We start from the raw sequence: 12473 nt of genomic DNA on the forward strand, positions 1-12473 counted from the left end.
GTACCTCAATCGCGATAGGAAGGGGCGATCCGGTCGACCTGCCGCAGCAACGCGTCCAGCACATCGCGGCCTGCGCCGTGACGCGGATCGAACTGCAGCGAATCTCGCGTGCACCGTGCCGCGACGTCGTCCGGAATGCGGAGGGCCGGCCCGAGCGCCGCAGTTGCAAGCTGGATTTCGCAGGCTCGGTTGAGCGTCCAGAGCCGTGCGAACGCCTGGGCAATCGTCGTGCCGAGCGCAAGCAGACCGTGATTGCGCAACACCAGCAGCGACTTGTCGCCGAGATCGGCAAGCAATCGCGGACCTTCGTCGGCGCGAATCGTAATGCCCTCGAAGTCGTGATACGCGACCATGCCGTCCAGTTGCGCCGAATAGAAGTTCGAGTTCTCGAGCCCCGCCTGCGAACATGCAACGGCAAGGCCGGCGGTCGTATGCGTGTGCATCACACAATGTGCGTCGGGCCGCGCACGATGAATTGCCGCGTGCACCACGAAGCCCGCCGGATTCACCGGATAAGCAGACTCGCCGATCACACGACCCTCCAGATCGATCTTGACCAGATTCGATGCGGTGACCTCGGTGTAGTGCAAGCCGAACGGATTGATCAGAAAGTGGGTCTGCGGGCCGGGCACACGCAGCGTGATGTGGTTGTAGATCAACTCGCTCCAGCCGAGCATCGCAAAGATGCGATAGGTGCCGGCCAGCTGAATGCGCAATGCGCGCTCGGTTTGTGCTACGTCCGCGGTATCTGACAACGCGGCAGTCTCGGGATGAGGGGTGTCGACTGCTTGCACGGCGCTCTCCTGGTTCTTGATGGCGGGCAACGGATGGCCAGCCTCGCCATTCTACCCAATCGGCAGATCTAGTTGCGCGCGCAACGAGATTGGCGGGCCACCGGCACGGTCGGGCAAACACATGATCACCGGGCAGCAACAGCAAACATCAGATCGATGCTGCAAAAAAAGAAAGCCCGCATAAGCGGGCTTGATGTGCGTCGAGGTGCGTTTTCGCTTCTCTCGAACGCCGGGTGCAGCAATCTGGGCGGAACGGCTTTACGCTTCTTTTCCTGATGCCCGTAGCCCTCGGAAGGCAATAGGAGATTGCATGGCAAGCAATTTCACAGCAACGGGTATAAATACGGACATCTTTTCATGTTGCATCGAAGCAACGGTAAAAATGCACAATACGTAGACAAAACGCCTTCGTACCGTGCTTCGAGCCGGCATCATCGGTAAAAACGGGAGATTTCCGTGCTATGCCGCATTGCTGGAATTTCGCATGCGATGACCGGATCCGCGGATGTTTCGAGGCACCGCACCGGGATCGCAGACAAACAATGGGCCCGCGCCTCCAGAGAAGCGCGGGCCCATTGGTCAAAGGGCGCAGCGGGCAGCCGCGCCCTGCTACATCATTTACTGACCAGCTTGCGAAGAACCGCTCGTCGACGAGCCGTAACCGCTCGCTTTTGCTGCATCCTCAGCGGCAACGCGCGCTTCGGCGGCCTGAATGTTGGCCGGATAGTTCATCCAGTCGTTCGGGTTGTAACCGGCCTTCTCCAGGCGAGCGAGGTCCGCACGGACCTGGGCGCGCGTCAGCGGCTGATTGGACTGCGCGAACGCAGCGAGGGGCACGGTGATCAGGACAGCGATGGCAATTGCTTCGAACAGAGACTTCACGGTTGATACCTCCGAAGATCGTTTTGTATGGCGTCGCACGCGTACTGGTACGAATCGATGGAAGCATTCTACGGAAATACCCGTATAGGGTAAACACCTAAACCGGAAATCACTATTGCTTAAAATGATGTCAATCGAAGTCTGGATCGTTCAAAAAAAGCGCTGATTGACGCACACTGCCGGGCCTCCAGGCAACAGGGATATGTAATCTGCAGTTGACATATATGTGAACCATAGATTACATTTTCCGCATGTTGAATATCCGCACCACCGAGACGTTTGACGTCTGGTTCGACGGCCTGAAAGACCGGATTGCCAGGCGCCGCATTCAGGCCCGTATCGACAGATTGGCGTTGGGAAACCCCGGCGACACGAATTCCGCCGGCTCGCCGATTACAGAATTGCGGATCGACCACGGCCCCGGCTATCGCGTCTACTACGTACAGCGCGGCGCGGTCCTGGTGATTCTGCTGTGTGGCGGCGACAAATCGACGCAGACAGCAGATATCAAGGCAGCACACAGAATGCTGCCGAACCTCGAGTTGGAGTGAACATGGAAAAGATCAAAACGCGGCCGTGGGATTCGGCCGAACACCTGAAGACCGAAAAGGACATGGCCGAATACTTCGAGGCCTGTCTTCTGGAAGGCGGCGACGACCCTGCATACCTCGCACATGCACTCGGCGTGATCGCGCGTGCGCGTGGCATGGCGCAACTGGCGCGCGATACGGGGATTTCGCGCGAAGGGCTGTACAAAGCCTTGTCGGAAAACGGGAATCCGAGCTTCGCGACGATCATCAAGGTAATCCGCGCGCTCGGCCTCGAGCTGCACGCGACACCGGCACACACTTAAAGCCGCTGCTCTTATACCACCGGCTGGTCGCCGGGAAGCCCACCAGAAATGGTGGCAAATTCCGTGGCAAAAATAGTGGAAAGCCGTCGTATTTCATAGTGATTTTCGACAGCCGGAAACATATCAACCATTAATTCATAAGGAATTAATGGTGCGAGGAGGGGGACTCGAACCCCCACACTCTTGCGAGCGTCAGGACCTAAACCTGGTGCGTCTACCAATTTCGCCATCCTCGCAGCCGGGCGATACGCGCAACGTTCCGATCACGCACCACCCGATGTCTGCCTCGCCAGCGGCTGCGCACTCTTGTAGAAGCGGCACCCGAAAGCGTAAGCGCGAGATTCTAACTGATCGTCATCCGCTTGTCTGCATGTGCCCATGCGACGCGGTGCTACAATTTCGCGCTCGCTGAGGCCGCCATGCCAAAGTAGCCCAAGCCTGGCAACCGATAGACCACACGCCTCGCGTCCCGTCCGCTTCCCCACACGCCCCATCAAGTGAATTTCGACGACTATTGCCAGCAAAAGGCGGCCCCGCCCGGATCGAGCACCTACTACGCGCTCCGTCGAGCCCCCGCCGCACGCCAGCCCCTGTTGACTGCCCTCTTCGCGTTGCGTCGAGAGTTCGAGGAGACGGTCAAAGAGACCAGCGACCCGACCATCGGTCGCACGCGGCTCGCCTGGTGGCAAAAGGAACTGGCCTCGCTGGCTGCAGGTGCGCCGTCGCATCCGGTGTCGAAAGCGCTGGCGGCGCATCTCGGCGATGCTTCCGCAGAAGCGCCCGCGCTCGAGGCGCTGCTCGCCGGCTTCGAAATGGACCTGGACCAGGCCCGCTATCTCGACTATCCGAACCTGCGGCGGTATTTAGAAAGCGTCGGCGGCACGTTTGCGTCGATGGTTGCGCGCGCGGGCGCCGTCGATCCTGCCCAGGCATCGACGTGGGCCGCGCCGCTCGGCAACGCGCTGATGCTCGCGCAGATCGTCGCCGAGCTGGGCGACGATGCCCGGCACGGTCGCATCTATATTCCAATCGACGAGATGCAGCGCTTCAACGTGACCGCCGCCGATCTGATCAACCGGCGCTACAGCGATGCGTTCACGGAGCTGATGCGCTTTCAGACCGACCGCGCACGCAACGCGTTACGCGAGGCGTTCGCCAACCTTCCCGCTCAGGAGCACCGCACGCAGCGGACGTTGCGCGCACTCGTCGCGCTGGCGCTAGCGTTGCTCGACGAGATCGAACGCGACGGTTATCAGGTGCTGCATCAGCGCATCGCACTCACGCCGATCCGCAAGCTGTGGATTGCGTGGCGTGCTGCATAGCGATTACACATCGCACCTTCGACTCGTCAGCAGCTAGCAGCCCATCATCACACCCGAAGCAGCGGCAAGGTTTCAAACCGCTGCTGAAGAATCGACGTCGCGTCGAGCCCCCACCACGGCCCTAGCACCGTCGCGTACAGCTGCTGGAAATCGACGCCGACCGGCAGGTTGCCGTTGCCATCGAGCCGCGCCAACACCGGCGGCACGCCATACAAACCGCCCCGCACCCGTCCGCCCGTCACGAAATGCGGCGCGACCGTACCGTGATCGGTGCCGTTGCTCTGGTTCTCGCGGGGTCGCCGGCCGAACTCGGCGTAGGTCATGACGAGCGTGTTGTTCCATCGGCCTAGCTCGGTGAGCGCGTCTTTCATTGCAACGAGACCGTCGGCGAGTTGCTTCAGCAACGCCGCCTGCTGACCGGGCTGATTCTGGTGGGTATCAAAACCGTTCAACGTCAGGCGAATCACTGCGACACCCTGCCCCGCCACCGGCGCGCCCTGCGGCGTGCCGCTTGCCGCGAGCACCTGCATCGCCGTCTTCACCGAGGTCCCGAACGCGCCGTTCGGAAAGTGCGTCGTGAGCGTGTATTGGCCGGCACGCGGCCGCAGACGATCGGCGGCTTTCACGATGTCGTTCTCCACATCGAGGATATGAGCCAGCTCAGGGTTGCGTTCGTGCAGCGACACCGGCGTCACGAGCCGCGACGCGCGCACGAACTGCGCGGGGTTCACCAATGCGATGGCCTGCGCACCGTTCGCGAGCGGCCCCATCTCCGCACTGCCAATCACCACAGCATCGGCGACAAACCCCGCAGGCACCGGACGCTGCGCAAACGCACGCGTGAGCCATCCTTCGCGCAGATACTGATCGGAGCGCGACGCGGTGTCCCATATCTCGATCGAACGGAAATGCGACAGGTTCGGTTGCGTATAGCTGACGCCTTGCACGATCGCCAGCTGGTGGTTTTGCCAGAGCGGCATCAGCGGCTGTAGCGCGGGATGTAGCGCGGTGCGTTCATCGAGCTGGATCAGTTGTTCGCGCTTCACGCCGATGTTCTTGCGCAGCGCGTAATACGTCGGGTCCGCGTAAGGCACAACCGTATTCAGGCCATCGTTGCCGCCCTTCAGTTCGACGAGGATCAGCAGGTTCGCGTAGCCATGCGCTGCTGCAGATGCCGATGCCGATGCCGACACCGATGCGCCATCGAAAGCACCGGACGCCGGCCCCTGTGCTGCGAATACGCGCGGCAACCAGAGCGACGTGCCAGCGGCTGCGGTCATCGAGAGAAAGTTGCGTCGTTTCATGCTGCACCTCATCCGTAAGCGTCGTTCTACTTCAACTGATACGCCGGGTCCATCAGCAGCGCCTCGAGATACGCGCTCGCCGTCGAATCGGTTTCGATCGCATCGACCGGTGCTATTGGCAGTACTGCGTGCTGCAGTTGCAGCTCAGTCGACAGGCCTGCCTTCGCAGCCGGCACAGTGTTGTAGCGTGCGAGCCAGCCGTCGATATCGAAGCGTACGCCCCCCTCGCCGGTGCGCGCAGCTACACGCTGAAGCGGCGCGCTCGCCTGCATGCCAGCACTTGCGCCTTTGGCGCCCGGATGCGGTCGCGCGGCTTCGGTCGCGCGAAACAACTGCTCGACGAACTGTTTGCGCGCGAGCAGCGTCGTGCTGTTGATCCACGTTTCGCCGCCGGGCCACCCTTTGACGTTCGGCGGATAGAACAGGTTCTCGCCGAAATTACGGATCGCGCCGGCGAACGGCATCGTCGTGTCGTAGCCGATATCGAATGCACGCAACGTGCCGACGACAAACTCAGCCGGCGATTTCACGAGCACGCCGCGATCGCTGTCGTCCCAGAACGCGTCGGATAGAAAGAGTCCGCGCAGCGCCACCTTGATGTCGTAATGACTCGCGCGAAAACGTTCGGCGATCGGTGCGATGACGGTGGGGTTCGGTGTATCGGAGACGAACTCGCGCCACAGTTTCGTCGTGACGAAGATCGCGGTCTCAGGGCGCGCAAGCAGAATGTCGAGCGTCTGATCGCCGTCGAACGGACCGCTCTGCCCGAGCACGGTCTTGATGCCATCGTCGTGCACGGCAGCGCGCCACACGTATGCCTGCGTATCGGGATCGAGTGTCCAGCCGGTATAGGCACGCGCCGCTTCCGATACGTCCTGCTGCGAGTAATGCCCTTCGCCGAGCGTGAACAGCTCCATCACTTCGCGGGCGAAATTCTCGTTGGGCTTGCCCTTGCGGCTGCCGGCTCCGTCGAGATACAGCAGCATCGCCGGATCTTTGGCAACGCCATGCAGCATGTCGCCGAAATTGCCGAGCGCGTCTTGTCGCAGCAATATGTTTTGTCGAGCCATCATCTGCGGATAGCCGACCTTGTCCTGTCCCGACGTGAAGTGGTTGTGCCAGAAGAGCGTCATGCGCTCGGTCAGCGGCGACGGTGTCGCCACCATTTCGCGCACCCACCATGCGCGTAACTCGTCGTAACGCTGGCTACGCATGCGCTGCTCGTCGCGTCGCTGGTCGGGTGTCCATGCATTGCGCTCGGCGCGTGTCGGAATCGGCTCGGCGACCCATACGGGCAGCGGGGTCACAGCGTCGGTGCGGGTCGACGCGAGCACACGGTCAACCGCCTGCTCACGTGTCAGCCCGACGTACTGCACGACCTCCGTGCTATCGGGCGCAAAGCCCACGCGTGTCAGAAAAAAGCGTGCATCGTTTGCATCGAGGAGCGCTTCGTCTTCGGTGGAAGCCTTTGCCCTTGCGCTCGCGCTTGCCCGATGTTTCGGCCGCACCGGATGAAGCGCGTCCTGCTGCGCAGCGAGCACCGCGACGCTCGAGATCGCGACGAGCACACCTGCCGAAAGATATCGAGCGAGCCTGGGAAACGGGTTCATCGTCCGGGTTCCATCCACGTTGTCGGGCACCGCGAGCCTGAGACGATAGCGCAGGCATCTCCTGCGATTCAACGAGGCGTCGAGTGCACGCGTTGACGGATGAATTGCAACCGAAACTTTCACGAGGCAGCGACACGTCGACGTGCCAAAGCGCTGAGCGCACACCAGCAAAAAAACCTAGCGTTTGTACAACTCACGCACGGCGTCTTCAATATGCTGACGCAACAGTCGTCTTTCTTCGGGCGTCATATGGCCGTCGCGGCGACGCTGGTCGAGATCGGGGGGAACGGCGGGACGCATCGGCTCTTCGGGCACGGCACGCTCGGGATTGCGCGGCTGCTTCAGCGATTTGAAGCGCGGCGGCTTGTGTGAGTTGGCGGGGTTATCGGCAGAAGGCTGGGCGCAGGCGGGTTGCGGGCCAAGGGTGCCTGCGAGCGTACCGGCCACAGCCAGCGCGATCATGCTTAGCCGGACGTTCGGCCAAACCCCTCCCTTCATCTTGTTCCCTTCGTCGCGCGGCAACCGGCTACCTCAAATGCGTATGCAGACCCCGCTGCAAAGCCGGGTGCGAGAGTTTTAACCGGCTGAAGTATCCACCGAACTACCGCATTCAGTAAAGGAGTCTACGCGTGACCGCTTTACGCCGTGCCACCATGCGGGTAAATTTTGTAACTGACTGTAACCCCCCAATTGCTGCAATCGCGCACCCCTTTCTAATCGCGCTAAGATGCCGACCATGGAAACCAAAAACCCTTCGAAAATCCTCGTCGTCGATGACGATCCGCGTCTGCGCGACCTGCTGCGCCGCTACCTCGGAGAACAGGGCTTCAACGTCTACGTCGCCGAAAACGCTCCGTCAATGAACAAGCTGTGGGTGCGAGAGCGTTTCGATCTGCTCGTGCTCGACCTCATGCTGCCAGGCGAAGACGGTCTTTCCATCTGCCGCCGTCTGCGTGGCAGCAACGACCGCACACCGATCATCATGTTGACCGCGAAGGGTGAAGACGTCGATCGTATCGTCGGTCTCGAGATGGGCGCCGACGACTATCTGCCGAAACCCTTCAACCCGCGCGAACTCGTCGCGCGCATTCATGCCGTGCTGCGCCGCCAGTCGCCTTCCGAATTGCCGGGTGCGCCGTCCGAGACCACCGAGGTCTTCGAGTTCGGCGACTTCGCACTCAATCTTGCGACGCGCACGCTCACCAAGGCTGGCCAGGAAATTCCGCTCACTACCGGCGAGTTCTCGGTGCTGAAGGTATTTGCCCGCCATCCGCGCGCGCCGCTCTCGCGTGAAAAGCTGATGGAGCTCGCACGCGGGCGCGAATACGAAGTGTTCGACCGCAGTCTCGACGTACAGATTTCACGGCTGCGCAAACTGATCGAACCGGATCCGGGTAGCCCTCGTTTCATTCAGACCGTCTGGGGTCTGGGATACGTGTTCATTCCCGACGGTGCAGCCTGAGTTTGATTCTCGCGGTTGATTCTCGAATTTGATCCTGCTTCTTTCGACATGAAGGGCCCATGCGGACTGACCGGCGCCTCCTGACGCTTGCGTTCGGTGGCCTTTTCTGGCGGACCTTCCTGCTGATCGCGCTGCTGATCGCCGTGAGCCTGGCTGCGTGGTTCCAGAGCTTCCGGGTGATCGAGCGCGAACCGCGTGCACAGCGCGTCGCGTTGCAGCTCGTCGCGATCGTGAAGCTCACGCGCACTGCCCTGCTCTATTCCGATCCTGACTTGCGGCGCGCGTTGCTGCAGGATCTCGAGAGCAATGAAGGCGTGCGCGTGTACCCGCGCGAGACCACCGACAAATACCGCCTGCAGCCGGACGAATCGCTGAACCGGCTGATCGAACACGACATCCGCGGCCGGCTCGGCGACGATACCGTGATCGCGCAATCGGTCAACGATATCCCAGGTGTGTGGATCAGCTTCAAGATCGACGACGACGACTATTGGGTCGCGCTCGATCGCGATCAACTCGATAACGCAACCGGGCTGCAATGGGCAGGCTGGGGGGTCTTTGCGCTCACGCTGTCGCTATTCGGCGCCGCATTTATCACGAGCCTCGTGAACCGTCCGTTCGCGCGGCTCGCGCTGGCGGCGCGCAAGGTCGGCTCGGGGCAGTCGCCCGAGCCGCTGCCCGAGCGCGGCATGGGCGTCGCCGCCGAAACCAATCGCAGCTTCAACCAGATGGTGCAGGACCTCGATCAGCTCGAGGCCGACCGCGCGCTGATGCTGGCCGGTATCTCGCACGATCTGCGCACACCGCTCGCGCGGCTGCGGCTCGAAACCGAAATGAGTCCGTCCGATCAGACCACCAAAGATGCGATGGTCGACGACATCGAGCAGATGGATATGATCATCGGCCGCTTCCTCGATTACGCGCGCCCGGTGCAGCGCATGCCGGAGCCCGTCGATCTCTCGGTGGTCGCTGGAGAACTCGCCGCGCGGCTCTCGAATGAAGACGGCATGCGCCTGATCACCCGCCTCGCGCCGACCGCGATGATCGAAGCCGACGAAACCGATATGCGCCGCGTGGTCGGCAACCTGATCGAAAACGCGCGCAAGTACGGCTTGAGCGAAGCCGACGGCATTCCGCACGTGATTCTCGAAACACGGGTGTCGCATGCGCGCGTGGAACTGTCGGTGGTCGATGAAGGCCCCGGCATTCCCGAAGATCAGCTCGCGCTCGTCACGCGGCCGTTCTATCGCGTCAACTCGGCGCGCACCCAGGCAAACGGCACCGGCCTCGGGATGGCCATCGTGCAGCGGCTCGTCAGCCGCTATCGCGGCACGCTGCGCCTGCGCAACCGCGCGCCAGGCCCCGGGCTTGAGGTGACGATCGAATTCCCGGCAGTCAAGAGCCCGACGTCTTCGAGCAAACCGCAAGAATCCCGCTGACACCCCCTGCAAACCGCTGCGTAGACGCAAACTATCGCCGCAGTGAAGAAAATCTATCCGCTTCGTTAGTTAAAAACTATTGAATAGATTGCTTAATAGAGTTATAGTTGCCGCTGTGTAACGCCTCCGTTACAGCAGGCAGGTAGCTTGATCAGACTGTTTTTTCAACCCATTCGCAACCCTCTCACAGGAGCATCCGCATGAAAACCGTCGGCGATAAACTCGAAGCTTTCACCGTCACAGCAGCAAAGCCGGGCTTCAACAATCATGAAGAGAACGGCGTGTCGGCGTTCGAAGAAATCACCGAACAGTCGTTCCCGGGCAAGTGGAAGATCATCTATTTCTACCCGAAGGACTTCACCTTCGTGTGCCCGACGGAAATCGTCGAATTCGGCAAGCTTGCCAAGCATTTCGAAGAGCGCGATGCCGTATTGCTCGGCGGCAGCTCGGATAACGAGTTCGTGAAGCTGGCATGGCGTCGCGAACACAAGGATCTGGACAAGCTGAACCACTACGCGTTCGGCGACGTCAAGGGCGAGCTGATCGACCAGCTCGGCGTGCGCGACCGCGAAGCCGGCGTGGCACTGCGTGCAACGTTCATCGTTGACCCGGACAACACGATCCAGCACGTGTCGGTGAACAACCTGAACGTCGGCCGTAACCCGGACGAAGTCCTGCGTATTCTCGACGGTCTGCAAACGGACGAACTCTGCCCGTGCAACCGTTCGGTCGGCGGCGCAACGCTGTAAGCGTGGTGCTCCCGAGGCCCGCATGCTTGAAAGAGCCGGCGGGCTTTTTTTGCGACAGATTGATAGGAGAAGTTAATGGAATTCTTGAACGCGATTAAGGAACTCATCCCCGACTACGCGAAGGACATTCGCCTGAATATCGACGGCACGATTGGCCGTTCGTCGCTGGAAGGCAGCGATGCGGTCGGCGTCGCGCTGGCTGCTGCGTTCGCGGCGAAGAGCAAGACGCTGATCGACGCGATCCGCAATGCGGGCGTGCTGTCGCCGGAAGAAACCCATGCCGCGCTGACGGCAGCCGCGCTGATGGGCATGAACAACGTGTGGTACCCGTACGTCGAGATGACCGGCAACGCCGACCTGAAGTCGCAGCCGGCTGGTCTACGGATGAATGCCTATGCGTCGCACGGCGGCGTCGACAAGCGCCGCTTCGAGATGTATGCGCTGGCCGCGTCGATCATCGGCAAGTGCCACTTCTGCGTGAAGTCGCACTTCGATACGCTGCTCGCCGAAGGGATGAGCTCGACCCAGGTGCGTGACGTTGGTCGCATCGCGGCAGTGGTCAATGCGGCGGCTCAGGTTATCGAAGCTGAAGGGAAATAAACTGCAGGCGGTCGCCGTTACGGCTCTGTGGCAGTTCATTTTGCAAGCCCTGCTTTCGTTCGAAAGCAGGGCTTTGTCTTATGCGCTGCGTGCGACGTACTCAATGCGCCTCATCGCAGCCGCCGCTCAAACGCGATTCAACAACACCGCGGCCTGCGCTTCGATACCCTCGCCGCGGCCCAGATAGCCGAGCTTTTCATTGGTCTTCGCCTTCACGTTGACTCGATCGAGCGGCAGCGCAAGATCTTCGGCGATATTTGCACGCATCGCATCGATGTGCGGCGCGAGCTTCGGCGCCTGCGCAATCACCGTGCTGTCCACGTTGACGATCGAGAAGCCCGCTTTCACGATCCGTGCCACACATTCGCGCAGCAGCACACGGCTGTTGGCGCCAAAGAACTGCTTGTCGGTGTCAGGAAAATGACGGCCGATATCGCCGAGCGCGGCGGCGCCGAATAGCGCATCGGTGATCGCATGCAGCAGCACATCCGCATCCGAATGGCCGAGCAACCCGCGGTCGTAAGGCACCGTCACACCGCCGATAATCAACGGCCGCCCCGGTACCAGCGCGTGCACGTCGTAGCCTTGTCCGATCCTGAAGTCCATATGCCTGAGTCCGTCTATTGAAGATGAGTGTGCTGTGTTATGCGGCCTACGCGGCCTATGACGACGCCGGCCGGCTCAGAATTGCCTCGGCCAGATCAAAGTCTTCCGGCCACGTGACCTTGAAATTGCGCAGGCTGCCCTGCACGAGCCGCGGCGCATGGCCAAGCCATTCGATCGCGCTCGCTTCGTCGGTGAGGTCGTGGCCGTCCTGCTGAGCCCGCAGAATCGCTTCGCGCAGCATGCCGATGCGGAACATCTGCGGCGTCTGTGCCTGCCAGAGCCCGTCGCGTGGCTCGGTGCGCGCAATCCGGCCGCCGCTGTCGGGCGCAATGCGCTTGAGCGTGTCCGCAACCGGCAACGCAATGATCCCGCCTACCGGATCGTCCTTCAGCGCACCGATCAGCGCGCGGATCAGCGCGGGCGTGATACCGGGCCGCGCAGCGTCGTGGACGAGTACCCAGTCGTCGTCGTGTGCGCCGAATTCGGTGAGCGCGTGCAGCCCGTTCAGCACGGTTGCCTGGCGCGACGCGCCACCACAGCGGCGTACCGCGAAGCGCAGCCCGGCGAAGCGGCGTGCGTCGAAGTGCGGGTCGTCGGGGGCGATCGCGACGAGCGTCTGCGCGAATTCGCTGCAGGCATCGAACGCGGCGAGCGTGTAATGCAGCAGGTCGCGGCCAGCGACAGTGCGATATTGCTTGGGCATCGCGGAGCCGGAACGGCTGCCGGTGCCCGCGCACGGGATCAGGGCAAAGAGGCGTGAAGTCACGAAGGCGGACGCCGCGAAATGAAAGTGAAGGACGGATTTTATAATAGGTGGCTAAGGTGGACACCCGAAAATCGACGCCCGAAGAT

14 protein-coding genes and 1 tRNA gene are annotated in these 12473 nt (G+C 61.6%); 7 read left to right on the forward strand and 8 right to left on the reverse strand.

Annotated features, from left to right (window positions below; translation table 11 throughout):
* Nucleotides 1–5: 5 nt before the first annotated feature.
* Together BWP39_RS07790 and BWP39_RS07795 are read right to left on the reverse strand one after the other, a co-directional pair.
* Nucleotides 6–755 carry a class II aldolase/adducin family protein gene (locus BWP39_RS07790; protein WP_096719649.1) on the reverse strand — a complete coding sequence of 250 codons (750 nt, stop codon included), beginning with the start codon at nucleotides 753–755 and terminating at the stop codon, nucleotides 6–8.
* Between the two features lie 657 nt (nucleotides 756–1412).
* Nucleotides 1413–1676 (reverse strand): DUF4148 domain-containing protein, encoded by a 264-nt coding sequence (locus BWP39_RS07795; RefSeq protein WP_096718683.1) that lies wholly within the window; start codon nucleotides 1674–1676, stop codon nucleotides 1413–1415.
* A 251-nt stretch (nucleotides 1677–1927) separates the two neighbouring features.
* Here BWP39_RS07795 and BWP39_RS07800 point away from each other — a divergent pair, with 251 nt between their 5' ends.
* Complete coding sequence (locus BWP39_RS07800; protein WP_096718685.1) at nucleotides 1928–2227, forward strand: type II toxin-antitoxin system RelE/ParE family toxin; 300 nt, start codon at nucleotides 1928–1930, stop codon at nucleotides 2225–2227.
* Between the two features lie 2 nt (nucleotides 2228–2229).
* Nucleotides 2230–2529 (forward strand): addiction module antidote protein, encoded by a 300-nt coding sequence (locus BWP39_RS07805; protein WP_096718687.1) that lies wholly within the window; start codon nucleotides 2230–2232, stop codon nucleotides 2527–2529.
* A 149-nt stretch (nucleotides 2530–2678) separates the two neighbouring features.
* On the opposite strand, the gene BWP39_RS07810 is transcribed toward BWP39_RS07805, so the two are convergent.
* Nucleotides 2679–2765, reverse strand: a tRNA-Leu gene (locus BWP39_RS07810).
* 261 nt (nucleotides 2766–3026) lie between these two features.
* On the opposite strand from BWP39_RS07810, the gene hpnD reads away from it, so the two are divergent.
* Complete coding sequence (hpnD, locus tag BWP39_RS07815; RefSeq protein ID WP_096718689.1) at nucleotides 3027–3851, forward strand: presqualene diphosphate synthase HpnD; 825 nt, start codon at nucleotides 3027–3029, stop codon at nucleotides 3849–3851.
* Nucleotides 3852–3898: 47 nt separating this feature from the next.
* On the opposite strand, the gene BWP39_RS07820 is transcribed toward hpnD, so the two are convergent.
* From BWP39_RS07820 to BWP39_RS07830, 3 genes are all read right to left on the reverse strand, one after another.
* Nucleotides 3899–5155: a DUF1501 domain-containing protein gene (locus tag BWP39_RS07820; RefSeq protein ID WP_096718691.1), complete on the reverse strand. Its 1257-nt coding sequence runs from the start codon at nucleotides 5153–5155 to the stop codon at nucleotides 3899–3901.
* Between the two features lie 26 nt (nucleotides 5156–5181).
* Nucleotides 5182–6765, reverse strand: a complete 1584-nt coding sequence (locus tag BWP39_RS07825; RefSeq protein ID WP_096719651.1) for a DUF1800 domain-containing protein — start codon at nucleotides 6763–6765, stop codon at nucleotides 5182–5184.
* Between the two features lie 177 nt (nucleotides 6766–6942).
* Nucleotides 6943–7263 carry a hypothetical protein gene (locus BWP39_RS07830; RefSeq protein ID WP_096719653.1) on the reverse strand — a complete coding sequence of 107 codons (321 nt, stop codon included), beginning with the start codon at nucleotides 7261–7263 and terminating at the stop codon, nucleotides 6943–6945.
* A 229-nt stretch (nucleotides 7264–7492) separates the two neighbouring features.
* On the opposite strand from BWP39_RS07830, the gene ompR reads away from it, so the two are divergent.
* The 4 genes from ompR (at nucleotide 7493) to BWP39_RS07850 (ending at nucleotide 11015) form a co-directional block, all read left to right on the forward strand.
* Nucleotides 7493–8227 carry an osmolarity response regulator transcription factor OmpR gene (gene ompR / locus BWP39_RS07835; RefSeq protein WP_372342658.1) on the forward strand — a complete coding sequence of 245 codons (735 nt, stop codon included), beginning with the start codon at nucleotides 7493–7495 and terminating at the stop codon, nucleotides 8225–8227.
* A 59-nt stretch (nucleotides 8228–8286) separates the two neighbouring features.
* Nucleotides 8287–9666, forward strand: coding sequence for an ATP-binding protein (locus BWP39_RS07840; protein ID WP_096718693.1), 1380 nt, complete (start codon nucleotides 8287–8289; stop codon nucleotides 9664–9666).
* 200 nt (nucleotides 9667–9866) lie between these two features.
* Complete coding sequence (locus BWP39_RS07845; protein ID WP_096718695.1) at nucleotides 9867–10415, forward strand: peroxiredoxin; 549 nt, start codon at nucleotides 9867–9869, stop codon at nucleotides 10413–10415.
* 75 nt (nucleotides 10416–10490) lie between these two features.
* A complete protein-coding gene (locus BWP39_RS07850) occupies nucleotides 10491–11015 on the forward strand; it encodes a carboxymuconolactone decarboxylase family protein (protein WP_091016544.1) in 525 nt (174 codons plus the stop codon).
* A 126-nt stretch (nucleotides 11016–11141) separates the two neighbouring features.
* On the opposite strand, the gene ispF is transcribed toward BWP39_RS07850, so the two are convergent.
* On the reverse strand, nucleotides 11142–11621 hold the full coding sequence (ispF, locus tag BWP39_RS07855; protein ID WP_096718697.1) for a 2-C-methyl-D-erythritol 2,4-cyclodiphosphate synthase: 480 nt from the start codon (nucleotides 11619–11621) through the stop codon (nucleotides 11142–11144).
* A gap of 55 nt (nucleotides 11622–11676) precedes the next feature.
* Nucleotides 11677–12387, reverse strand: a complete 711-nt coding sequence (ispD, locus tag BWP39_RS07860; RefSeq protein ID WP_096718699.1) for a 2-C-methyl-D-erythritol 4-phosphate cytidylyltransferase — start codon at nucleotides 12385–12387, stop codon at nucleotides 11677–11679.
* Nucleotides 12388–12473: the final 86 nt, after the last annotated feature.

This window comes from Paraburkholderia acidicola (genome assembly GCF_002362315.1).
Lineage (GTDB): Bacteria > Pseudomonadota > Gammaproteobacteria > Burkholderiales > Burkholderiaceae > Paraburkholderia > Paraburkholderia acidicola.